Source organism: Providencia sp. PROV209, assembly GCF_028479485.1.
Taxonomy (GTDB): Bacteria; Pseudomonadota; Gammaproteobacteria; order Enterobacterales; family Enterobacteriaceae; genus Providencia; species Providencia alcalifaciens.
This window is the reverse complement of sequence record NZ_JAMPNR010000002.1, coordinates 211,761-235,483: the sequence shown is the minus strand read 5'-3', so window position 1 is coordinate 235,483 and position 23,723 is coordinate 211,761. Positions and strand designations below refer to the sequence as shown.

18 protein-coding genes, 1 tRNA gene and 1 pseudogene are annotated in these 23,723 nt (G+C 41.5%); 6 read left to right on the top strand and 14 right to left on the bottom strand.

Features of this window, described 5'->3' with window-relative positions; translation table 11 throughout:
* Window positions 1-42: 42 nt before the first annotated feature.
* The 3 genes and pseudogenes from yajD to PR795_RS18080 all read left to right on the top strand — a co-directional run bounded on the left by yajD (window position 43) and on the right by PR795_RS18080 (window position 1,267).
* Window positions 43-390 (top strand): HNH nuclease YajD, encoded by a 348-nt coding sequence (gene yajD, locus PR795_RS03625; protein ID WP_006657500.1) that lies wholly within the window; start codon window positions 43-45, stop codon window positions 388-390.
* 507 nt (window positions 391-897) lie between these two features.
* Window positions 898-1,056 (top strand): annotated as a pseudogene (locus tag PR795_RS03620) (type II toxin-antitoxin system CcdA family antitoxin); the annotation flags it as partial.
* Window positions 1,057-1,150: 94 nt separating this feature from the next.
* On the top strand, window positions 1,151-1,267 hold the full coding sequence (locus PR795_RS18080; RefSeq protein WP_392397797.1) for a hypothetical protein: 117 nt from the start codon (window positions 1,151-1,153) through the stop codon (window positions 1,265-1,267).
* Window positions 1,268-1,384: 117 nt separating this feature from the next.
* Here PR795_RS18080 and PR795_RS03610 read toward each other — a convergent pair whose 3' ends face one another.
* The 12 genes from PR795_RS03610 to flhD form a co-directional block, all read right to left on the bottom strand.
* On the bottom strand, window positions 1,385-2,029 hold the full coding sequence (locus PR795_RS03610; protein WP_272516684.1) for a protein phosphatase CheZ: 645 nt from the start codon (window positions 2,027-2,029) through the stop codon (window positions 1,385-1,387).
* Between the two features lie 24 nt (window positions 2,030-2,053).
* Window positions 2,054-2,446, bottom strand: coding sequence for a chemotaxis response regulator CheY (gene cheY / locus PR795_RS03605; protein WP_004909843.1), 393 nt, complete (start codon window positions 2,444-2,446; stop codon window positions 2,054-2,056).
* A 41-nt stretch (window positions 2,447-2,487) separates the two neighbouring features.
* Window positions 2,488-3,555 (bottom strand): protein-glutamate methylesterase/protein-glutamine glutaminase, encoded by a 1,068-nt coding sequence (locus PR795_RS03600; protein WP_036960557.1) that lies wholly within the window; start codon window positions 3,553-3,555, stop codon window positions 2,488-2,490.
* Window positions 3,552-4,391: a chemotaxis protein-glutamate O-methyltransferase gene (locus PR795_RS03595; protein ID WP_006657494.1), complete on the bottom strand. Its 840-nt coding sequence runs from the start codon at window positions 4,389-4,391 to the stop codon at window positions 3,552-3,554. The genes PR795_RS03600 and PR795_RS03595 overlap by 4 nt, the downstream gene beginning before the upstream one ends.
* Before the next feature lie 111 nt (window positions 4,392-4,502).
* On the bottom strand, window positions 4,503-6,068 hold the full coding sequence (locus PR795_RS03590) for a methyl-accepting chemotaxis protein (protein ID WP_006657493.1): 1,566 nt from the start codon (window positions 6,066-6,068) through the stop codon (window positions 4,503-4,505).
* 111 nt (window positions 6,069-6,179) lie between these two features.
* Complete coding sequence (locus PR795_RS03585; RefSeq protein WP_006657492.1) at window positions 6,180-7,865, bottom strand: methyl-accepting chemotaxis protein; 1,686 nt, start codon at window positions 7,863-7,865, stop codon at window positions 6,180-6,182.
* A 111-nt stretch (window positions 7,866-7,976) separates the two neighbouring features.
* A complete protein-coding gene (gene cheW / locus PR795_RS03580) occupies window positions 7,977-8,474 on the bottom strand; it encodes a chemotaxis protein CheW (RefSeq protein WP_006662059.1) in 498 nt (165 codons plus the stop codon).
* Between the two features lie 16 nt (window positions 8,475-8,490).
* Window positions 8,491-10,674 (bottom strand): chemotaxis protein CheA, encoded by a 2,184-nt coding sequence (gene cheA, locus PR795_RS03575; RefSeq protein WP_181480747.1) that lies wholly within the window; start codon window positions 10,672-10,674, stop codon window positions 8,491-8,493.
* A 90-nt stretch (window positions 10,675-10,764) separates the two neighbouring features.
* A complete protein-coding gene (gene motB / locus PR795_RS03570) occupies window positions 10,765-11,703 on the bottom strand; it encodes a flagellar motor protein MotB (RefSeq protein WP_006657489.1) in 939 nt (312 codons plus the stop codon).
* 6 nt (window positions 11,704-11,709) lie between these two features.
* Window positions 11,710-12,597: a flagellar motor stator protein MotA gene (motA, locus tag PR795_RS03565; RefSeq protein WP_006662061.1), complete on the bottom strand. Its 888-nt coding sequence runs from the start codon at window positions 12,595-12,597 to the stop codon at window positions 11,710-11,712.
* 96 nt (window positions 12,598-12,693) lie between these two features.
* Entirely contained in the window at window positions 12,694-13,284 is a 591-nt protein-coding gene (flhC, locus tag PR795_RS03560) for a flagellar transcriptional regulator FlhC (protein ID WP_006657487.1), read from the bottom strand.
* Entirely contained in the window at window positions 13,281-13,631 is a 351-nt protein-coding gene (gene flhD / locus PR795_RS03555) for a flagellar transcriptional regulator FlhD (RefSeq protein WP_006657486.1), read from the bottom strand. Before flhD ends, flhC begins: the two co-directional genes overlap by 4 nt.
* A gap of 1,627 nt (window positions 13,632-15,258) precedes the next feature.
* Here flhD and PR795_RS03550 point away from each other — a divergent pair.
* The gene (locus PR795_RS03550; protein ID WP_006657485.1) at window positions 15,259-15,690 is read left to right on the top strand and encodes an antitoxin HicB; all 432 of its coding nucleotides are present in this window, start codon (window positions 15,259-15,261) and stop codon (window positions 15,688-15,690) included.
* Between the two features lie 106 nt (window positions 15,691-15,796).
* Here PR795_RS03550 and PR795_RS03545 read toward each other — a convergent pair.
* A tRNA-Lys gene (locus PR795_RS03545) sits at window positions 15,797-15,869 on the bottom strand.
* Window positions 15,870-16,124: 255 nt separating this feature from the next.
* On the opposite strand from PR795_RS03545, the gene cycA reads away from it, so the two are divergent.
* The gene (cycA, locus tag PR795_RS03540) at window positions 16,125-17,525 is read left to right on the top strand and encodes a D-serine/D-alanine/glycine transporter (protein ID WP_006657484.1); all 1,401 of its coding nucleotides are present in this window, start codon (window positions 16,125-16,127) and stop codon (window positions 17,523-17,525) included.
* Between the two features lie 97 nt (window positions 17,526-17,622).
* On the opposite strand, the gene putP is transcribed toward cycA, so the two are convergent.
* Window positions 17,623-19,107 (bottom strand): sodium/proline symporter PutP, encoded by a 1,485-nt coding sequence (gene putP, locus PR795_RS03535; RefSeq protein ID WP_006657483.1) that lies wholly within the window; start codon window positions 19,105-19,107, stop codon window positions 17,623-17,625.
* Window positions 19,108-19,600: 493 nt separating this feature from the next.
* On the opposite strand from putP, the gene putA reads away from it, so the two are divergent.
* Window positions 19,601-23,584: a trifunctional transcriptional regulator/proline dehydrogenase/L-glutamate gamma-semialdehyde dehydrogenase gene (putA, locus tag PR795_RS03530; RefSeq protein WP_272516683.1), complete on the top strand. Its 3,984-nt coding sequence runs from the start codon at window positions 19,601-19,603 to the stop codon at window positions 23,582-23,584.
* Window positions 23,585-23,723 lie beyond the last annotated feature (139 nt).

Here is a 23,723-nt window from a genome sequence, read left to right as displayed (position 1 = left end):
TATGAATGCTAACTCTTCTATTTATAATAGGTAATATTTATTATGGCTCTGATCCCCAAGAACTATGCTCGCTTAGAAAGTGGCTACCGTGAGAAAGCACTAAAAATTTACCCGTGGATATGTGGGCGCTGCACACGGGAGTTCGTTTATTCAAATTTAAGAGAGTTAACGGTTCATCATATTGATCATGACCATACCAATAATCCTGAAGATGGCAGCAATTGGGAACTATTATGCTTGTTCTGCCATGATCATGAACACTCTAAATACACTGAAGCAGATCAATACGGTACCAATGTCGTGGCAGGAGAAGATGCCCAAAAAGATGTCGGTGAAGCCACCTATAACCCGTTTGCAGATTTAAAAGCGATGCTGAATAAAAAGAAATAGTTTCTATCGCCCGTTTCTATGCGCAGGTCTGAGTGGAACTCAGGCCTACCGCGGGCATCCTCATTGGTACATCTTGTTCCCCATACACCATCACGCTATCCAGCTATTTGCACGAAAATGCAATTTATGACATCCCTTCTGCGAAGCGCTTCGTAAACCAACATAAACACATTCGATATGTCTGCATGTCCTGCATAAACTGCATTGCGCCTTTCTTCTTGTCTCGTGTACAAAAAACAGCTTTGTCTACCCAACGAAGTCCATTGAAGCATTTTTCGATATTTAAAAAGGAAAATAGAGTGTCTGAATTTTTCGGTAAAGGGAGGTAAATTGATTTCTCGTTCAAAATATATGCTACATTTCCCCGTTTCTGAACACGGGTACTCGGGTGCCTAGTAAATGTAGCATGTATATCAAAAAAGAGTTGCGATGACGGTAACCAATAAAATGAAAAAGACGGTGAGTGTAACTGTCTCCCCTAAACTTTATGAATAAGCGAGAAAAGCCAATTTGAATTTCTCCCTCGTGTTATCCAATGCTTTACTAGCTGAATTTAAAAAACTTGAGGCGTTAAAATGGAAAGCAGATAACCAAGATGGTTTTCAGGAACTCAATAGGATCAGTAAAGGATATGGAATTTTTTCAGAGGAATATAAGGCGCTTTAATGCAATATTGTGTCTATCAAGCTAAAAAAGAGCTAACCAACTATCCTTATCTTTTGGATGTACAAAGTGACATTATTGATATTCCTTTATACTTATGACTCATTTGATGTCAGCCATCTCTAAATCCATGCTAGGAAAAGAGATTATTTGCATTGAGTGCCAAAGAGATAAAATCAAAAGTGCGATAGATCTGCTGGTCGATGGATTTTGATTAAAAATCGCTAATAAAATAATGATGCACAACTACCCTAAATAATTTGAGCCATAGCAAGAAGGCAAACTCAGCCAATAATGCTATAGCTCAAAATATCATGAAGGAGCGAACGAATTAGAAACCTAATTCATCTAACAAATCATCCACTTGCGACTGTGATGCCATCACATTCACACCTTCTTTATTAATCTGAGGACCATTGAGCAGGCTTTCACTTTGAGTCTTCACTCGCATTTCTGGTGGTGTATTTTCCATCAGCAACGCTAATAGTTGTTTCTCTGCTTCTTCAACCACTTCCATCATTTTTTTGACGACTTGCCCCGTTAAGTCTTGGAAGTCTTGCGCCATCATGATTTCTAGTAATTCAGCTTTAGTCACTTCGCTATCTTGAATAACTTGACCTAAAAAGGCTTGCGTAGATTCGCGCAACTCTGATGATACCTCACCAGAGGCGGCTTCTTCCCACTGCTGCTGCAACGCGATTGCATTTTTGTTCATGTCCACTTGCAACGGCTTGATAACATCAATGCCGTTGAGTGTTTTTTCTGCCGCTTGGGCTGTCATTTGGGCAATATAACGCAGGCGATCTTTACCGTCTGGAATACTTGCTACTGCCTGCTGAACACTTTTCTCAAGGCCCAACTCACGCATACTTTCCCGTAAGGTTCTCATGAGAGTACCAATGCGCGTAATGACGTGTTTTAAGTCTTCATTGCCAGTCCCATTACGGCTGCCATTCCTTGTTACTTGTTCAATCATCACTGTCTCCTTTACCGCCCGCGATTATTGCAGCCCCATTTTTTCAAATACTTTATTTAATTTTTCTTCGAGGATAGCGGCGGTAAACGGTTTCACAACATAGCCGCTGGCACCAGCTTGTGCTGCCGCAATGATGTTCTCTTTCTTCGCTTCTGCCGTTACCATTAACACAGGGATATGTTTGAGTGCATCATCACCACGAATGGTTTTCAGCAGTTCTAAACCATCCATGTTTGGCATGTTCCAGTCAGCAACAACAAAGTCGATACTCCCAGCACGGATTTTTTCGAGGGCATCAACACCATCTTCCGCTTCTTCAATTTTGTTAAAACCAAGTTCTTTTAATAAGTTACGGACGATGCGACGCATAGTAGAAAAGTCATCGACAACCAGAAAACTCAGATCTTTAGCGGCCATAACCACTCCTTCAAAAATACAATGATAAAAAACTGCCACCACTACACGGTAACAGTAGAAAGTTTTGTTAATACGCTTGGCGCGATTTTTAGCAAGTCGAGTACTTCATCCGCTGCGTTCATTTCAATTGCTGCACGAGGCATGCCGAATACCACGCAACTACTCTCGTTCTGGGCATAAGTGAAAGCCCCTTGTTGGCGCAGATTGAGTAACCCTTTTGCTCCATCCATTCCCATGCCAGTTAGCAAAATGCCAATACATTTACGCCCGACATGTTTTGCAACCGAATCAAATAAAACATCGACAGAAGGACGGTGACGGTTAACGGGTTCACTTTGTTCTAATACGACTTGATAGCCTTTGCCTTTATCAGCAATCAACATATGCGAGTCGCCCGGCGCGATATACGCACAGCCTTTTTGGAGAATTTCGTTGTGTTCCGCTTCTTTCACGGTAAGCGCGCACAATTTGTTCAAACGTTCAGCAAAAGAACGAGTAAAGCCTGCTGGCATATGCTGAGTGATCACCACGGGAGGACACTCTCTTGGCAGCATTTCTAAAAATTGACGAATCGCTTCTGTTCCGCCCGTTGAAGCACCTACCGCTATCACACGGTTATTGCATACATAAGGTGTTAGCGGTTTTGCCAGTGTTGCCGGTTCAGATGCTTTTTTCTCCGTACGGGCAAAGCGATTACGCTGCGACATTTTAGACATCGCTGCAGCACGAATTTTTTCACCGATCATGTCACGGTAACTCATCATGGTTTCGCGAATACCAATCTGAGGTTTGGTGACAAAATCTACTGCCCCTAGCTCTAGGGCTTTCAGTGTTACTTCAGAGCCTTTGGACGTTAAGGTAGAAACCATCACAACGGGAATAGGATGCAAGCGCATTAATTTTTCTAAAAAATCAATGCCATCCATTCGCGGCATTTCAACATCGAGGGTGATAACATCTGGCTCCAGTTGCTTAATCAAATCACGAGCAACATACGGATCTGGCGCGGTATCGACCACCTCCATATCATTGTGGCTATTGATAATTTCACGCATCAACTGACGCATCAGAGCAGAGTCATCGACACACAATACTTTTATTTTTTTCATTGTCCTCTCCTCGCCGACGCTAAGCTGTAGACGGTCTGTCCATTGATCACAAACTGCTTAGTCAGTTGCGAAATATTTTCAGAGTGACCAATAAACAATAAACCATCTGGCTTGAGCAATGGCGCAAAGCGCTCTAGCAGTTTTATCTGCATTTCCTTGTCAAAATAAATCATGACGTTCCGGCAAAAAATCGCATCAAATCGATGCTGTAATTGCCAGTCGCCCTCAGTGAGATTTAAGTAACGAAACTCAATCATGTTGCTAAGTGCAGGTTTTACGCGGGCAAAACCTTCGTACTCCCCAACACCTTTCATGAAATAGCGCTGCCGTTGCAGAGCCGTCAGGGTTTTCAGCTCTTCGACTCGATAGATCCCTTGCTTCGCTTTTTCTAATACTTCCGTATCAATATCACTTGCAACAACCTTGCTATTGACTGCATTAGCGCCCAAAACATCGCTGATTGTCATGGCGATGGAATAAGGCTCTTCTCCCGTTGAGGAGGCCGCACACCAAATATTGACATTGCTATTGCGGCGACTTTTTAAAAAGTCAGTTAATGTCGCAAAATGATGAGGCTCACGAAAGAAAGCCGTTAAATTTGTGGTCAGTGCATTGACGAATGCTTGCCATTCCGCATTTAATGGTTCTCGTTCTAGCATTCGCAGGTAGTCAGAAAAATTGTCGATATTACAGTCACGTAAGCGCTTTAATAAGCGGTTATAGACCATATTTTTCTTATTCATCGTAAGGACTATTCCAGACTTTTTATGAATAAATCGACAAACCCGACCAAATTCGTCATCAGTCAAAGGTTCTATCTGTGGTACTAATAGCATCGTACTTGTCGTCCTATTCAATAAAAACCGGCGAGGCAGCCGAAAATGGCTGCCTAACTATCGTTATCTATATTGCAACGTCATGCTTCACGCTCATGACGTAGCTGTCTATCACCGTCTAATGCGAGTAGATTGCTCAGGTAACTCGAAAAACGCGACAGTATCGACCAAGTTATTCGCTTGATCTTCAAGTGCTGCGGTTGCACTGGTTGATTGCTCGACCAACGCGGCGTTTTGCTGTGTAACAGAATCCATTTGGCTAACCGCAATAGCGACTTGTTCAATACCACGGCTCTGCTCATTCGATGCAGAAGCAATGTTCCCCATTAATTCAGTGACCTGATTAACCGCTGCCACTAATTCATCCATGGTTTGCCCTGCTTCATTAACCAGCTGAGAGCCTTGATTTACACGCCCAACAGACTCATCGATTAATCCTTTAATTTCTTTCGCTGCCTCTGCACTACGTTGTGCTAACGCACGAACTTCACCTGCAACCACAGAGAATCCACGACCTTGTTCACCGGCACGCGCAGCTTCTACCGCCGCATTCAATGCAAGAATGTTGGTTTGGAATGCGATACCGTCAATAACACTAATAATGGCGCTAATTTTTTGGGAACTGTTAGAAATTGCCGTCATCGTGTCAATCACACCAACGGTGATTTCGCCACCTTTGGTTGCCGTACGTGAAGCACTTACCGCTAATTCACTGGCTTGACGTGCGTTATCCGCGTTCTGTTTAACCGTCGCAGTTAACTCTTCCATACTCGCAGCTGTTTCTTCTAATGACGCCGCTTGCTGTTCGGTTCTTGATGATAAATTATTATTGCCTAAAGCAATCTCACGAATACCCGTATACATTTGGTCTGTATTCGAGCGAATTGAGGTGACCGTTTTCGCTAATGACTGTTGCATCACTTTTAATTTTTCGAAAACATCACCAATCTCGTCACGGAAATTAATTTCAATATTCTGATTTAGTTTTCCTTCCGCAACGTGCATAAAGTGTTCACTCATGCTATTTAATGGCGAAATCACTTTACGTTTTAACCAAAGGTGCACGACAGCAATCACACAGAAAATGATGACAACCACCGTGAAAAATGAAGTCCAAGCGAATTGGTTATAAAATCTAGCGTCAGCAATTGATTCATTACTTTCAGTATTTAAAACAGAAAGATAACCATTAATAACACCAATCAGTTCGTCTTGATTTTGTTGAGCGGGTAAGTTGATATACGCGGCAACATCGTTATTATCCAGTGTGCCCCTCAGCGCTTTTAGCGTGACGACAAACGCATTGTATTTTTCTTCTAATGAGCCGAGATTTTCTTTTTCACTCAGCACTGGCTGAGTTTTAAATTCGTTATAGGATTTATTGGCTGCGACTAAATAGTTATCGAAAACACCACGGGTTTCTTCGATTAATGGAACGTGGTCACCGACTTTCATCAGTAAAGCAATTTGGGTCAGGCTATTACGTGCCTGCATTAAGTTTTTGCTGGTTTCTTCCAATAATGCGCGTTTTTTAGAACCCATATCGATGCGTTCTAGTGCATTTAATTCGCTGTTCACTATGCCGACAGAAACGCCGCTTGACGTTAACTGCATGCCACAAAACAGGATCAGGAGTAAGTATAAGCTCACTGAAATTCGGATATTCTTTCCTAACATATTTAATCCCCTACTTATGTCAGCCAAAAATTTGGCTCTTTTTAATTATCGAGCTTAAACATATAAAAACGCTGTGAGAGAAACTCTCACAGCGCCAGATCAGATTTAGCCTTAAAAGGTTTCCCAGTTATCGTCATCTTTATGATTTTTCGATGCGATTTTGGATAAATCTGGTGTTTTAACAATATTAGATACTGTTCTTGGTGCAGGTTGTGCGTTGCGTACTTTTGCTTGATCCATTGCAGGTAAACGGAAAATGGAGATCAACTGAGAAAGCTTAGCGACTTGCTCTTCCAGTACATTTGCAGCAACAGCAGATTGTTCCACCAGCGATGCGTTTTGTTGAGTGACTTTGTCCATCTCTTCAACTGCGATGCTCACTTGTGAAATGCCTTTGCTTTGTTCATCTGACGCGGTTGCGATATGCGTCATGATGTCAGTAACACGAGTGACTGAGTCGACAATTTTTGTCATTGTTTCGCCAGCATTTTCTGCTTGACGAGCCCCTACGTCTGTTCTAGAAACAGAGTCTTCAATCAAGCCTTTGATCTCTTTTGCTGCATCTGCGCTGCGTTGAGCAAGACTACGAACTTCATCAGCAACCACCGCAAATCCACGACCATGTTCACCAGCACGCGCGGCTTCAACGGCAGCGTTCAGTGCAAGAATATTGGTTTGGAAAGCAATGCTGTCGATAACCGCGGTAATATCAGAGATTTTTTGCGAGCTATCTGCGATGTTGCGCATGGTATGAACCACGTTAGATACCACTTTGCCGCCTTCTTTTGCAATAACAGAGGCTTGGCTAGCGAACTCACTGGCTTGATGCGCGTACTCAGTGTTTTGTTTAACCGTCGCCGTCAGTTCACTCATACTTGCTGACGTTTCTTCTAAGCAAGCCACTTGCTGCTCGGTACGCGAAGATAAGTCATTGTTACCCGCTGCGATTTCAGTGGTACCCTGATAGATAGTTTCACTGCCATCCAGTACACCACGAACCGTGTTGATCAGCTCTTGTTGCATGTGTTGGGCACCACGCGCTAACTCACCAATTTCATTGTTCGCTGAGGTATCAATTTTTGGCGTTAAATCCCCTGAAGCGAACACTTTAATGCGCTCGATCAGTGTATTTAATGGCTCAGTGATCCCTTTACGTACATAGCGATAGCTAATCACGCTGATCACCGCTAACAGTACCGATAAAATAACCAGTAAATATAGAGATTGACGGTAATTGGATTCTGCATTCACCACTTCATTTTCAAAATCTGAAGAAATTTCACCAAAATAGAGGCCAAACTGCTCTTCAAATTTGGCTTGTAGCCCTGAGGTTCTATGCGCATAGAAGCCGTTTAAGTCCCCCTTCTCTGCATATTCCGCCAATTTGGTTAATGCAACACGGTAATCCTCGTAGGATTTCAGTAAGTTATCAAATAACCCCTTATCCACATCTGCGTTTGCCATCAACTTTCTGTAGCTGTCATACGCTTCATCGGCGGCTTTAAATTTACCTTTCGCTGAAGCAATAAGATCCGCAGCAGAAGCATCATCTTTAATGCTTAACTCTTCTAATAAATACGCGTTAATGGAGCGGTTTAAGTCAGAACGAGCTTGCAATAAGTTGACCCAGCTTTGAGTCAGAACGAGTCTTTGGCGTTGGAGAGAATTCAAATAATTAATACTGTCGCTGTTATCGCCGAGTTTGGTAAACATCAAACCACTCGATACCAGCTGCAATAAAATAAATACAAAAATAACGGACAAAAGTCCTGATACGATTTTAATTCGACTGTACATGGTGTTTTACTAACATAGTGTTGTTGTAGTTTGGATATCGGACAGTTGCTCAAAAACTTTAGTTAATCACTTACCATTTTTGAGCAAATTATCAGCGGATTTAACTGCGCATTATTCCGCGATGTTGTCGATTAACGCCATTTCTTCGCTGGTCAATAACTTTTCAATATCAACCAAAATCAACATGCGCTCCCCCACAGTACCTAACCCTGTTAGATACTGAGTCGATAACGTCACAGCGAAATCTGGCGGCGGTGCAATTTGTTCTTCATGTAGAACTAGCACATCAGAAACACCATCAACCACAATACCAACCACGCGATCTTTTAAGTTCACAACAATGACGACGGTATTGTCGTTGTAGACCACATTTTCATGGGAAAACTTAATACGTAGGTCGATAATTGGAATAATCACGCCACGTAGATTGGTTACACCTTTGATAAAATCTGGGGTGTTCGCAATCCGTGTCACTTGCTCATAACCGCGGATTTCTTGCACTTTTAAAATTTCGATGCCGTACTCTTCTTCACCAAGCGTAAAAATGAGGTAGCCTTCGCCATTCTTTTCTTCTTCAAGCTTATTTAAATCGTCATCTAACATAGACATGGTATATAACCTCTATTTAGTGCATTACTGGTTGAGAAACAGGCTGTTTCTTATTAATCAAAATGTTATTGTTCATTCTCTGCAATTCCGCGACATCTAAAATCAATGAAACAGAACCATCCCCCATAATGGTGGCAGCAGAAATGCCTGGAATTTTGCGATAGTTGCTTTCGATGTTTTTCACCACGACCTGCTGCTGACCAACCAATTTGTCAACTAACAAAGCAAAGCGATGTCCCGCGTTTTGAATGATTAACGCAATGCTGTTTGCCAAATTCGGCTCTGCGTGCTGAATGGAAAAGACGTGATGTAACTCGACCAGTGGTAAATACTCGCCACGCACTAACAACATTTTTTCTTCACCCGCAAGACGATAAATATCTTCTGGGCGTGGTTGTAATGTGCTGATAATCGCACTGAGTGGAACAATAAAGACATCGTCACCCACTTTGACGGACATGCCATCCAGAATGGCTAACGTCAGTGGCAGCAAAATACGAATGATGGTGCCCTTACCTTCGGTGAAGCCGATTTGTATGCGCCCACCCATATCTTGGATATTTCGTTTAACCACATCCATCCCTACGCCGCGACCTGAAACGTCTGTAACTACTTCAGCCGTTGAGAAGCCCGGTGCCATGATCAGCATAGCGACTTCATCGTTCGTCATGCCATCATGGACATTCATGCCTTGGGAGCGTGCTTTTGCCAGAATACGTTCACGGTTCAACCCTGCGCCATCATCCCGAACTTCGATACAGATATTGCCGCTTTGGTGAGCGGCTGAAAGTGTTAACGTTCCCGCTTCTGGCTTACCATTAGCTAAACGAACTTCAGGTTTTTCAATTCCATGGTCAAGGCTGTTACGTACAAGGTGGTTAAGTGGGTCAACAATTCGTTCAATGAGGCTCTTGTCTAATTCGGTTGAGCTACCTTCCACTTTAAGTTCAATTTTTTTGCCCAGTTTAGACGCGATATCACGCACCATACGTGGGAAACGGCTGAATACGTAGTCCATCGGCATCATACGAATCGACATTACCGACTCTTGTAATGCACGAGAATTACGCTCTAATTGAACAATAGAACTGAGTAAATCCGCATATTCGTTTTGATCGACCTGCTGACTATGCTGAGTCAACATCGACTGGATAATCACAAGCTCACCAACTAAGTTGATCAGTTGGTCCACTTTCTCAACCGCAACACGAATGCTGCTAGAATCCCCTTTTGGTTTCGCTGCAGCGGCTTTTTTAGCGGCAGCAGATGAAGCCGAGGCAGAAGATGAAACCGCTGCTGGAGCCATGGTCGGCGCAGGTGCTGATACAGCCACTTTCGCAACATCAACAGCGGGCACAGCCGGGTTTTCTACCATTGCCGCTAACTCTTCTACGGTTGCTTCCAGTTCTTCGAGGGTTGCCGCCACTTTACTTTTCTGGCCATTGCCTTGAGTTGCCTGTTGGCATTCTTCAAAACTTATTTCGCTATGTTGGATCTGTGATTCATCCACCACAAAACACAGCACACCGCAAATATCGTCAATATCAGTATTCGTGCCCAGCCATGCTTTTAAACTCGAATCACTTTTTTCTGATCCATACAAGCTACCAAATAGACCAAGCTCATCAGCCAGTACATCAACTTCAGTGGATTTCAGGGAATTCAACGTGATGATGAAATAGTGAGAAAACGCATTGTCCGTCAACGCAGCATGGGTTTGCATTCCCATTTCTGATGCAGAATCCGCGTCCTCAGTGCTGTCAGTATCGGTAACCGCGATAACCTCAGCGACCCGCTCTTCTTCGCTGACTTCTTCAACCGTATGCTCGACACTTTTAAGCACGTCGCAGATACGTTTAAAGGTTTCATCATCGGGTAATGAATCGTTTTTATAAGCATCTAACTGGGATGCCATCACATCTTTAGCATCTAAAAAAACATCGATAATGTCTGGCGTTAATGTCAGTTCATCGTGACGTGCCTTATCGAGCAAGTTTTCTAAGGTATGAGTGGTATTTTGCAGATGAGTGAAACCAAAGGTTGCTGCCCCACCTTTAATCGAGTGGGCACTGCGGAATATGGCATTGAGTTGCTCACTATCAGGGTCAATAGGGTCAAGCTCAAGTAAATGCTGTTCCATATCCCTAAGCAACTCATCGGCTTCATCGAAAAATGTTTGATAAAACTCGGTAATATCCATGCTTTTTATCCAATTTCGCTTAAGTTTCACTTAACACTGACTGCCGGATAAATCCGGCAGTAGTGAGATTCGGGTTATTATGGGTTTATGTCATTGCTGCTTATCAGGTGATATCGCCACCTTCACAGTGACGACATCACTATTTGCCGGTATTGGCACATCTTGTGGGGCTTTTTTCAGCACGTCATTAATCGGTGTCGCACCATCGTATTCATGCAAAATTTGATTTGTTTCATCTTCATTCAACACGATGATACTGATCCGCCGGTTGACGGGTGCTAAGCCATTCTCTTTATCTAAATGGATAGATGACGCCATCCCCACGACACGCAGAACTTTTCGCTCATCCATTCCCCCCATGATCAACTCACGACGAGAAGCATTTGCTCTATCCGATGAAAGTTCCCAGTTGCTGTAATACGCTTCACTTGCATACGGTAGATCATCCGTGTGTCCTGAAATACTGATACGGTTTGGTACATCATTAAGCAGTGGAGCAATTGCGCGCAAAATATCTCGCATATAAGGCTCAACCGTTGCTGACCCCACTTTGAACATTGGTCTATTAGCGCTATCAACAATTTGAATGCGTAAACCATCGTTGATCATGTCAATCAATAAATGCGGTTTTAATTCATTTAAGCGCGGGTCTTGTAAGATCGCTTGTTCGAGATTTTCTTTTAATTTTTCAAAGCGATAGTTTGCATCACCAGAGATGATGTTATTGGGTTCTGGCATCACATCACCATCACGGAAAATCGGATCTTTTCCACCACCCGGAATGGGGTTAGTGGCATCACCGCTTTTAGCGCCAGGGTTGATTGCTGTACTCAGTGGAGTACGAAAATATTCTGCGATTTTTGTTAACTCTTGAGGACTGGAAATGGAGATCAGCCACATAACCAGAAAGAACGCCATCATCGCCGTCATAAAGTCAGCATAAGCAATTTTCCATGCTCCACCGTGAGCATGTTGCTGATGACCGCCTTTTTTCTTGACGCGTATAATTTGAGGTCCGTTGGCTGCCATGAGTCATTACTCCTCGGTAGTTTCTGTTGCACGATTACCGATTTTCACTTCACGGACTTTGTCTTCCAGCTCCATGAATGACGGTCTATCTACGCTAAATAAAACTTTGCGTCCAAATTCAACTGCAATTTGTGGGGCATAACCTTGTAACGAAGAGAGGAAAGTGACTTTGATGCATTCCATCATTTTTAATTGCTCGCTACTGCGCTGACGGATTAAACTCGCCAGCGGCAAAATAAACCCGTAAGCCACTAAAATACCAAGGAAAGTCCCTACCATTGCATGAGCAATCAGAGCACCTAATTCGCCAGCAGGACGGTCTGCGGCTGCGAGTGCATTGACCACCCCCAATACTGCCGCCACAATCCCAAACGCAGGCATAGATTCTCCTACCATGTTCAGTCCTGACGCCGGTACTTCATTTTCTTGGCGGAATGTTTCGAGCTCTTCATCCATTAGTGCTTCAATTTCATGAGCTTGTAGATTACTTGTCACCATCAAGCGCAAATAATCCACAATAAACATCATGGCTGTTTTATCTTTGAGAATGCGCGGATACAGAGCAAAGATTTCGCTCTCTTGTGGGTTCTCGATATCTTTTTCGAGCGCAAGAAGACCTTGTTGGCGAGATTTATTTAGAAGTTGAAATAACAAAGCCATCAAGTCCATCGACATGGCTTTGTTGTAAGAAGAACGACGGAAGAGTCCTGGTAATACTTTGCATAATGCAACGATGGCTTTACCACTGTTACCTACAACAAACGCGCCTAGACCAGCACCTAAAATAATAACAAATTCAGCTGGTTGGTACAGCGCGCCAAGATGACCACCGACCATGACATAGCCACCGATAACAGCAGCTGTAACAATGATATATCCGATGAGTATTAACACAGTATTCCCTTTCACTCCGTTAGTTAACAGATGGCAGTCAAAGGGAATATGAGGAAGGACAGGCAATCTACTTGCCTGTTAACCAAATTAATCCAATTACATTACCGCTTTGGTAATGCCATCTTGTCGATATTCCGTAATATCGGCGAGATGCTCGGAAAGTTTACGTTTTTTTATCGCTCGTGATGGTGGCTGGCACAAGCTACACGTAAAACTATTTTCAGGAATGTGTGCATAGGTGATAAATGAACCACTACAACAATTGCAATCGGAACATTGCAACATGCCACTTTCCACAAAACGCACTAGAGTCCAAGCGCGAGTTAATGCCAAAATCGGCTCATCACCCTCATTTGGTGAACATTGTTCGAGATAAAGTCGATATGCTTTCAGGATGGCATCAACCCCTTCACATTGACCTGTTTTTAGTAAAAATTGGTAGGCGTTATAAAACATGGAAGAATGAATATTTTGTTCCCATGTCATGAACCAATCTGTTGAGAAAGGGAGCATCCCTTTTGGTGGTGGGCAGCCTCTGAGCTCTTTGTATAAACGCACTAGACGTCCACGACTAATTTGAGTTTCGCTTTCTAACATTTGGAGACGAGCCCCAAGAGAAATTAATTCCATTGCCAAACGAATATCATTAGCTTCCTTGACAATACTTTTTTCAGCTACGCTACTCATCTTTTTCTCGCTATATCTGAATCGGACTCATTATGCGTTTGCAATAATCGAGTCGATAGAAGGATACCCGTATGAATTTGTTGCAATTCATCGACTCGAGATTCTCGGGTAAGTTTTTCAATGGTGTCACTATTTTCAAATCTAAACTGGCAGATTAGCTGATTTGTTTCCGCTAATTTAACCAATTGAGGTAATGAAAGTTCTGCTAAAGTGTTTGCCATTGAATCTGAAATCCCGAGTCTAAACATGGCAGTGGCTTTTTCCTGGGAGATAAGCTTTTGAGCTAAAAGCAAATATGAAAGATTAATATCGTATATATGCTTCAGAAAATCAGTGGTAGAGCTCATTTTTTTATACCTTTCGAATAATTATTAACATCTGTATGCACAAAGAACAAATATCAATTTGAGCCAAATGTGTTAGCCAAAATTTTAAATATGAAAATAATTAAAGCTGGATAGCGTAATCCGTTACTATCCCATGAGATCCGTTGAAATACCCAGTTTGGAGTATATAAACACATAGGTTCAAACTTAAATTAAATATATTTCCTGATTACCTACAACAATAACGAGTGGCTAAAAATTTAGCATTTTCAGTAAATCTCAGAATATACCGATTTCATTATTAGCCGTTAATTATTATGCACCACTAAATTAACTATTCAAGACACTTATGTTTCTTTTTGGTCTATCGGGATAATTATCCATCTATATATTAGCAATTCTTTATTACAACTATATCTTAATCCTACTTATCTCAAATATTCGCAACATTTAGATTCACCATAAGCGAAATACTAGTATTTTAAGCAAAAATCTCACACATATGAGGGGATTTATAAGCAATAAACACCAAGCATAACCAAAGAACCTACATATTGATCTAAATCAATATTCATCACTCCTGTAAAAAAGCCATTTCTTTAAATGGATTAGTAATATCGGTAACTTAGGAATAAAAATTAAGCATTATTTTTCAATGCCTTTAATCTAAATTGCCAACTTTAATCAAATTAATTCAATTGGTTCTTGGTTTGATTAAAGCTAAATTTGTCATACATATTATTATTCCAAAACAATTTTATATTAATTAAACTTAACTGTATTAATATTAGCCAATGGCAATAACATTAAAAAAACTAATTAAGTTCATTTTATATACAGCTAATACTATTAAAAATTTCTGATAAAAAAGACCTAGATTTTCACCGTCTATTGGCATATTAATATGCAAAAATGTTATTTTTGTATGACAAAATGATTTTAATTAAATTAACTTTTCAAACATTTGATTAACCTTTTTTGCTATTATTTTTTGCATAAAAAAATCAGTCTACAGCATTAGTTAGCGTACTGAGTTATTGATTAAAGGAAAAAATAGAAAAACTAATTGCCATTATGCTAGCGAATTTATTAGCAATATTATGCTCATCTAAATTAACCACTTTAAGGTGTAAATCCAAAATCATGACAGTATAAATATGACTTATGTAAATAAGTAATTTAACTTATTACTCCAATGGACATATCGCCGTTTATTCATCAGTTAGTAACAACCAATGATTATAACATTATGTTACTATATACTTTTATTTTAACAAATCACTTAACCACAATGACAAAATTACGTATAACTGCTTATTCGAATTTAGATTCAGATGCATTCTCAAATGTTTTATTTAAAAAATTATATGGTGACTAAAAGGAGAAATTTGGCATATTGATACTGAGGTTTGGCTGGATAAAATATTGTTAAAACTGCGAGTTGAATCACAAAGAGAAACAGGCATTACATGGCGTTTCATTATGAAACGAGTCTAGTTTTTCATCAAAACGTAAGCCTTGAAGAAAAAACGTTCAATTCATGTATTATCACCGTTCATTTTTCATTTTATTAACAGTCATCTTATTGCCTATCTTGTGAGGTTTTGTACTCTTTATTTTATAAAGAGACTTATTTTTGAGGTTAAATATGTTTAGTTACTTAGCAACAGTTGAATTTGTAGAAGATGAAGGTGTATACGAAATTAACTTTTGTGACTTCCCAGATATTCAAGGGGTCACTTATTGTGCAGAAGATGTCGAATTAGAAGCCCAAGAAACATTACTTAATGCATTTTCAGAACTGATCACATTAAGAAATCCGATACCGCTTCCCCAAAATTCGGCACCAGATGCATTCATTGTTCATTTGCCTATATTAAGTTGCTTAAAAATAGCATTACATAATGCATTGATTGAAACACAAACTCCGCGCAGCAAAATGGCGCGAACACTTAATATAAATGCACAACAGATTGAGCGATTACTCGACCTCCAATATGCTTCAAAAATTGAGACATTAGAGCAAGCATTATATGTGGTGGGCTATGACGTGAAAGTGACTGTCAACAAATTATGCTAGCCATATAAAGAAATCAGTAACCCGCGGTACCCCACAAAAACAAAAAGCCACTTAATATATCTTATCGATAAAGTGGCTTTCAGCTGATATTACAGCGCTATTCAAATGGGTTGTTGGGGGTTCGAACCCCAGACCGAGCGATTAAGAGTCGCCTACTCTGCCAACTGAGCTAACAACCCGATACATATTATTTAGCGCCTCATATTTGGCACAGTCAATATTATTCTGCTACTTTTATTGCTTAGGTTAATTTTTAGTTACTAATGTTAAAATAGAGAGGTAAATCGTTGGTAAAACCATCACTCTCCCTATCCTTTGTAAATTTTTTCTTACTCCAATTGAGATTTATGTCACAATATTTCGAGCAAACACCGCCACAAACTAAAAAAAATAGTGTGGGTTAACATCACAATGACTATCGGACAAATAATTGTATGGAAGAAAATGCAACAACAACCGCCTCTCGGCCATCATCTGACCGAAACCAACTAAAACGCAGTCTCAGCAACCGTCACATCCAATTAATTGCTATTGGTGGTGCAATTGGAACGGGACTATTTATGGGATCAGGGAAAACAATCTCTCTTGCGGGTCCCTCCATTATCTTCGTGTATATGATCATCGGCTTTGTGCTGTTTTTCGTTATGCGAGCGATGGGAGAATTACTTCTTTCTAACCTTGATTATAAATCCTTCAGTGATTTTTCTGCTGATTTAATCGGACCTTGGGCGGGCTTTTTTGTCGGCTGGACCTACTGGTTTTGCTGGGTGATTACGGGAATAGCCGATATTATCGCCATCACCTCGTATGTCAGTTTCTGGGTGCCTAATTTCCCTGAATGGGTCACTTCATTTATTTGCGTTGCCACCCTACTCACACTTAACTTGGTCTCCGTTCGACTGTTTGGTGAGCTGGAGTTCTGGTTTGCAATGATAAAAATTATCGCAATTGTGACATTGATCGCTGTAGGCGGTACGCTAATTGCCATGAATTTCCAATCACCAACGGGACATACTGCGTCCTTAAGTAACATTTGGAATGATGGTGGCATGTTCCCAATGGGACTTAGTGGCTTTTTTGCAGGATTCCAAATCGCAATTTTTGCCTTTGTGGGTATTGAATTAGTAGGAACAGCCGCAGCAGAAACCCGTGATCCAGAGAAATCACTGCCAAAAGCGATTAACGCTATTCCAATTCGCATCATAGCATTCTATGTACTATCCCTGATTGTCATTATGGCAGTTACGCCTTGGCGTACCATTTTGGCAGATAAAAGCCCTTTCGTAGAAATGTTTGTGCTGATAAGCCTACCTGCCGCAGCAAGTATCGTGAACTTTGTTGTGCTGACCTCTGCGGCGTCATCTGCGAATAGTGGCGTTTTCTCTACCAGCCGCATGCTGTTTGGGTTATCAAAAGAAGGGGATGCACCAAAACAATTTAGCCAATTATCGAAAAAAGCGGTCCCTGCTACAGGCTTAATTTTTACCTGTATCTGCCTAAGCTTTGGGATCGTGTTGATCTACTTCATCCCAGATATCATGCATGCATTTACGTTGGTGACAACCGTATCCGCCATTCTGTTTATGTTTATCTGGAGTATGATCTTATTAAGCTATTTGAATTTCCGTAAACATCGCCCAGAAAAACATGCCGCATCTCGCTATAAAATGCCTCTAGGTATTTTCATGTCGTGGGTAAGTTTAGCCTTTTTTGCATTCATGGTGGTCTTACTGGCATTCCAGCATGACACCCGACAAGCATTGATTGCAACACCGTTATGGTTTGTCATTCTATTTATCGGTTATCAAGTGGTAAAACGCCGTAAACCACGCTGATTATCCACTCGGTAAAATAAAAGGCTGGAAGGTTTCCCTTCCAGCCTTTTTATTATCAATAAAATATTAATCAAAAAATAAACGATTCAATCATCAATTACTTCTGATTATATTCGGCCTCCGCCTCATCAAAACGTGCTTGGGCAGCTGCACTTGGGGCTTTTGTAACTAAACTCACAACGATAATGGCAATAGAAGCAAAGATAAAGCCAGGGATGATTTCGTATAAACCTAACCACTTAAACTTCATCCAGACTAATACTGTTACCGCACCAATAATCATCCCCGCCAGAGCTCCCGTGCGAGTCATGCGTTTCCACATAACAGAGAGTAAAACGACTGGACCAAATGCAGCACCAAAGCCTGCCCATGCATTACTCACTAATCCTAGTACTTTGTTATTAGGATCTTGCGCAATATAGATAGCAATCGCAGCGACTAACAACACCATCCCACGCCCTACCCACACTAATTCTTTTTGGCTTGCTGACTTACGGAAGAATGGTTTGTATAAATCTTCTGTTAATGCACTCGCACACACTAATAACTGGCAACTTAACGTACTCATTACCGCGGCTAAAATTGCGGATAACAAGATACCAGCAACCCACGGATTAAATAGAAGCCCAGCCAATTCCATGAAAATACGTTCGTTATTTTTCATCACAGAGCCAGCTAATGCAGGATTATTTTCAAAATATGCAATCCCAAAGAAACCAACCGCAATCGTTCCACCTAAACATAATGTCATCCACGTCATACTAATACGGCGCGCGGAGCGAATAGTACGGTGAGAATCTGCCGCCATAAAACGTGCGAGGATATGAGGTTGTCCAAAGTAACCCAGTCCCCAACCCAACAATGATAGGATGGCAACAAAGTTCATTCCCTTAAACATATCAAGGTACTCAGGGTTTTTAGCTTTAATAACTTCAATCGATGTATCTAACCCACCCAGAGATAAAATAACCACAATTGGCGTTAAAATTAGGGCAAAAATCATCAATGATGCTTGTACGGTATCTGTCCAGCTAACAGCTAAGAAGCCCCCTAAGAAGGTATAAGCAATGGTCGCTAACGCTCCTAACCAAAGGGCTTTGTCGTAGCTGATGTTAAACGTACTTTCAAATAACAACCCACCCGCAACAACGCCAGATGCACAATAAATCGTAAAGAAAACTAAGATCACCACCGCAGAAATAATACGTAAAATCTTACTATTATCCTCAAAACGACTCGTAAAATAGTCAGGAAGCGTTAACGCATTATTGTTTTTCTCGGTTTGTACACGTAAGCGACCCGCCACAAATAGCCAGTTCAGGTATGCGCCTAGACATAAACCAATAGCAATCCAACTTTCAGAAATTCCTGCGAGGAAAATGGCGCCGGGTAAGCCCATCAATAACCAGCCACTCATATCCGAAGCCCCTGCTGATAATGCGGTAACCACACTACCTAAACTTCGTCCTCCTAGAATGTAATCATCAAAATTTTTCGTTGAACGATAGGCTAAATAACCAATCAATAACATACCCGTGATATATACGATGAACATAATGATCATCGGAGTGCTTACAGTCATCCTGTCGTCTCCATAATGCGTCTATTTTAACGTTATCTTTATAATTTTCTTTGATAACTTTTAATCCCAAGGTGTTGCACTTAATTGCACAATTCGGCATTTTTTGATGCACACCTTATCTATGTTGTGATTGTTTGTGTTGCAATAACTCTATAACTTTGCCACATCATGCTAGACAGACTCAGATGCATTTAACAAGAAATTAACTATTTTTTGTTCAATAAATAAAAGACACATCACAAATGTTAAACTTTTAAGTCAAATTCTTAATTAAGTGATTAACTTACCATCATCAGCCAATTATCTCTAATTAATTGATATAAAACAAAATTAATTAAAACCAATGAATTGACATCATTAATTACTGATAAAAATAAGAGTTGTTTCACATTTTCTTCACATGCCACATTAACAATGTTGCACAAAGTTGCAACATCATCATAATGGTGTATAACTTTTGGTATTTAACACCTGTGAAAAGGAAGGAATTAAGATGAGTAGCACAACAACTATGGGTGTGAGACTTGATGAAGAAACTCGTGACCGCATTAAAGCAGCCGCTCAACGTCTTGATCGCACATCGCATTGGCTTATTAAGCAAGCTATATATAATTATTTAGAGCAACTCGATAACAACCAAATTATACCTGAATTATCAACGGTTTTGGATACAAAAGATCAGAATTTAAGTGATGATACTTCATCAGTTGAAACCCTTTATCAACCCTTCCTTGAATTTGCTGAACACATTTTACCTCAGTCAGTGAAGCGCTCCGCGATCACCTCCGCTTACCGTATTCCTGAGACCCAAGCCGTTCCTATGCTGTTACAACAAGCAGAACTGCCACCTGAACAAGCTGATGCAGCGCATAAATTGGCTTATTCCATCGCAGAAAAATTACGTAATCAAAAAAATGGCGTAGGTCGTTCCGGTATAGTTCAAGGCTTGCTCCAAGAGTTTTCGCTGTCTTCTCAAGAAGGTGTGGCATTAATGTGCCTAGCCGAAGCATTATTACGTATCCCCGATAAAGCGACTCGAGATGCCTTGATCCGTGACAAAATTAGTACGGGTAACTGGCAATCTCATGTTGGGCAAAGCAGTTCCATGTTTGTCAATGCGGCAACATGGGGACTGTTATTTATAGGAAAATTAGTTTCTACCCACAATGAAGCAAAATTGTCTTCATCGTTAAATCGCATCATAAGCAAAAGCGGCGAACCACTCGTACGAAAAGGCGTCGATATGGCGATGCGTTTAATGGGCGAGCAATTTGTGACGGGTGAAACTATCGCTCAAGCCCTTGCCAACGCACGTAAATTGGAAGATAAAGGTTTCCGCTATTCCTATGACATGCTAGGCGAAGCTGCGTTAACTGAAAAAGATGCTCAAGACTATATGGTCTCTTACCAACAAGCTATCCACGCGATTGGTAAAGCATCTAACGGGCGCGGAATCTATGAAGGGCCAGGAATTTCCATAAAATTATCCGCCCTGCATCCACGCTATAGCCGCGCCCAATATGCCCGTGTGATGGAAGAACTCTATCCACGTCTGCTATCTTTAGTGATGCAAGCTCACCAATACGATATTGGGATCAACATTGATGCAGAAGAAGCTGACCGCTTAGAGATCTCGCTAGATTTACTCGAAAAATTGTGTTTTGAGCCACAATTAGCCGGTTGGAACGGAATTGGTTTCGTCATTCAGGCTTACCAAAAACGTTGTCCATTTGTCATTGATTCTATTATTAATCTTGCTGAACGTAGCCAACGCCGATTAATGATCCGTCTGGTTAAAGGTGCTTATTGGGATAGCGAAATTAAGCGTGCACAAATTGATGGCTTAGAGGGTTATCCTGTTTATACGCGTAAGGTATATACCGATGTTTCGTACTTAGCTTGCGCGCGTAAATTACTTTCTGTACCAAATTTAATTTACCCTCAGTTTGCGACGCATAACGCACATACCTTATCAGCGATTTACCAAATTGCCGGTAAAAACTACTACCCTGGTCAATATGAGTTTCAATGCCTACATGGCATGGGCGAGCCATTATATGAACAAGTTGTTGGTAAAGTGGCAGACGGAAAACTCAACCGCCCTTGCCGTATTTATGCTCCCGTTGGAACGCACGAAACCTTACTGGCTTATTTAGTACGTCGTTTATTAGAAAATGGCGCAAATACCTCCTTTGTAAACCGAATTGCAGATGCAACTATCCCATTAGATGAGCTAGTCGCTGATCCAGTGAAAGATGTTCGTGAACTGTCTAAAGCGGAAGGACAAATTGGTTTACCTCACCCTAAAATCCCATTACCTCGTGATCTCTACGGCACTCGCCGCGTCAATTCAATGGGTTTAGATTTGTCTAACGAACACCGTTTAGCCTCACTGTCTAGCGCACTATTAAATGCGGCTACGCAAGAAAAAGTGGCAGAACCTCTGCTTGGGGGTGAATTTATTGCCCAACAAGCACTGCCTGAAGCGGTTGCAATTATCAACCCAGCTTGCCATCGAGATATCGTGGGTAAAGTTCGTGAAGCGAATGAACAAGAAGCAGAGCATGCGCTTAATATTGCAACAGATGCTGGGGCAATTTGGTTTGCAACGCCACCCTCTGAACGTGCAGCTATCCTCTTACGAGCTGCCGATATCATGGAACAACAGTTACAGCCATTATTGGATGTACTCGTGCGTGAAGCAGGAAAAACCTACACAAACGCCATTGCTGAAGTACGCGAAGCTGTCGATTTTCTAAATTATTATGCAACACAAGTCCGTGAAGACTTTGATAACAATACACACCGACCTCTCGGTCCTGTGGTGTGTATCAGCCCGTGGAACTTCCCGCTCGCTATCTTCTCTGGACAAATTGCGGCGGCGTTAGCGGCGGGTAACACTGTGCTGGCAAAACCTGCGGAACAAACACCATTAATCGGCGCCATTGCGGTCTCCATCATGCACCAAGCGGGTATTCCTCGTGATGTTTTACAATTTTTACCGGGCAAAGGGGAAACTATTGGCGCGAAATTAGTGGGTGATCAACGCGTTCGTGGCGTGATGTTCACGGGTTCCACGGAAGTGGCGGGTTTACTACAGCGTAATATTGCAGGTCGCTTAGATGTTCAAGGTCGCCCAACGCCATTAATCGCTGAAACCGGCGGCTTGAACGCAATGATTGTTGACTCTTCAGCGCTCACTGAACAAGTGGTGACCGATGTCGTGGCCTCAGCTTTTGATAGCGCGGGTCAGCGCTGCTCCGCTTTACGTATCCTTTGTGTTCAAGAAGATGTCGCTGACCGAACAATTCGTATGTTAAAAGGCGCAATGGAAGAGTGTCGTATGGGCAATCCAGAGCATATCTCAACCGATATTGGTCCGGTTATCGACAGTGAAGCCAAAGAGAATATTGAACAGCATATTCAGCAAATGCGCAGCAAAGGCAAAACGGTCTTCCAAGCAGTATTTACCAATAGTCAAGATCAACAAGAACAAGCTGAAGGAACTTACGTTAAACCAACGCTGATTGAACTCGATAACATTGGCGAACTGAAAAAAGAAATTTTCGGGCCAGTTCTGCATGTTGTTCGCTTCAAACGTGATGAGTTAGACCATTTAGTTGATCAGATCAATGCGGCGGGCTATGGGTTAACACTTGGGGTTCATACCCGTATTGATGAAACAATCAATCAAGTTGTTGCAAAAGCGAAAGTGGGTAACCTATACGTTAACCGTAATATGGTGGGTGCTGTTGTTGGAGTTCAACCGTTTGGTGGTGAAGGTCTTTCTGGTACAGGTCCAAAAGCAGGCGGTCCACTTTATCTATACCGTTTATTAAGTGAACGCCCTGAAAATGCAGTATGTCAAACGTTGGAACAACAAGACAACTACCTGCCTATGGATGCGAGTGCGCGTGCTGAGTTATTAGCACCATTTGAAGCATTCTCCGCTTGGGCTCAAAAACAACAAACAGGTATTGAACAAAATGTTATCGAGCAATTTGCTCGCTTAACACAAGCGGGAACATCGCGTTTATTACCCGGACCAACAGGTGAGAAAAATACATACACCCTACGTCCACGCGGCACTATTTTATGCCTTAGCGATAATGAACAAGATTGCTTAATCCAATTATCTGCAGTACTTGCCAGTGGCTGCCAAACATTGTGGGCAAATAGCGATTTACATCAGAAGATCTTTAAATCACTGCCAGAAAAAGTTCGCAAAACAATTTCGTTCACTAAAGATTGGCAAAATGCCGTTGAGCCAATTGAAGGTGTGATTTACCACGGAGACAGCGATCAATTGAAACATGTTTGCGAAGTTATTGCTAAACGTAAAGGACCTATTATCTCAGTTCAAGGCTTTGAGCGTGGCGAAACGAACTTATTAATTGAACGTTTGGTTCATGAGCGTTCTTTAAGTGTGAATACCGCCGCAGCAGGTGGAAATGCGAGCTTAATGACTATCGGATAATATACAAAAAGCCTGAGTTTCCAACAAACGTACATACGGTGCGGGAAAACTCAGGCTTTCACACTTAAATCTATTCATATATGCTCTTTTGTCGTCGTACTTTCCTAATATTCACTATAATTTTATTTATAAACTTATC

Excerpts from the sequence above, each read along its gene's own strand:
- PR795_RS03585 (WP_006657492.1), bottom strand. The coding sequence starts at position 7,865 with ATGTACAGTCGAATTAAAATCGTATCAGGACTTTTGTCCGTTATTTTT.
- PR795_RS03600 (WP_036960557.1), bottom strand. The coding sequence starts at position 3,555 with ATGAAAAAAATAAAAGTATTGTGTGTCGATGACTCTGCTCTGATGCGT.
- PR795_RS03610 (WP_272516684.1), bottom strand. The coding sequence starts at position 2,029 with ATGATTGAACAAGTAACAAGGAATGGCAGCCGTAATGGGACTGGCAAT.
- putP (WP_006657483.1), bottom strand. The coding sequence starts at position 19,107 with ATGACTGTAAGCACTCCGATGATCATTATGTTCATCGTATATATCACG.
- motB (WP_006657489.1), bottom strand. The coding sequence starts at position 11,703 with ATGGCAGCCAACGGACCTCAAATTATACGCGTCAAGAAAAAAGGCGGT.
- cheY (WP_004909843.1), bottom strand. The coding sequence starts at position 2,446 with ATGGCCGCTAAAGATCTGAGTTTTCTGGTTGTCGATGACTTTTCTACT.
- yajD (WP_006657500.1), top strand. The coding sequence starts at position 43 with ATGGCTCTGATCCCCAAGAACTATGCTCGCTTAGAAAGTGGCTACCGT.
- cheA (WP_181480747.1), bottom strand. The coding sequence starts at position 10,674 with ATGGATATTACCGAGTTTTATCAAACATTTTTCGATGAAGCCGATGAG.
- flhC (WP_006657487.1), bottom strand. The coding sequence starts at position 13,284 with ATGAGTAGCGTAGCTGAAAAAAGTATTGTCAAGGAAGCTAATGATATT.
- putA (WP_272516683.1), top strand. The coding sequence starts at position 19,601 with ATGAGTAGCACAACAACTATGGGTGTGAGACTTGATGAAGAAACTCGT.
- flhD (WP_006657486.1), bottom strand. The coding sequence starts at position 13,631 with ATGAGCTCTACCACTGATTTTCTGAAGCATATATACGATATTAATCTT.
- cycA (WP_006657484.1), top strand. The coding sequence starts at position 16,125 with ATGGAAGAAAATGCAACAACAACCGCCTCTCGGCCATCATCTGACCGA.
- PR795_RS18080 (WP_392397797.1), top strand. The coding sequence starts at position 1,151 with ATGACTCATTTGATGTCAGCCATCTCTAAATCCATGCTAGGAAAAGAG.
- PR795_RS03595 (WP_006657494.1), bottom strand. The coding sequence starts at position 4,391 with ATGCTATTAGTACCACAGATAGAACCTTTGACTGATGACGAATTTGGT.
- PR795_RS03590 (WP_006657493.1), bottom strand. The coding sequence starts at position 6,068 with ATGTTAGGAAAGAATATCCGAATTTCAGTGAGCTTATACTTACTCCTG.
- cheW (WP_006662059.1), bottom strand. The coding sequence starts at position 8,474 with ATGTCTATGTTAGATGACGATTTAAATAAGCTTGAAGAAGAAAAGAAT.
- PR795_RS03550 (WP_006657485.1), top strand. The coding sequence starts at position 15,259 with ATGTTTAGTTACTTAGCAACAGTTGAATTTGTAGAAGATGAAGGTGTA.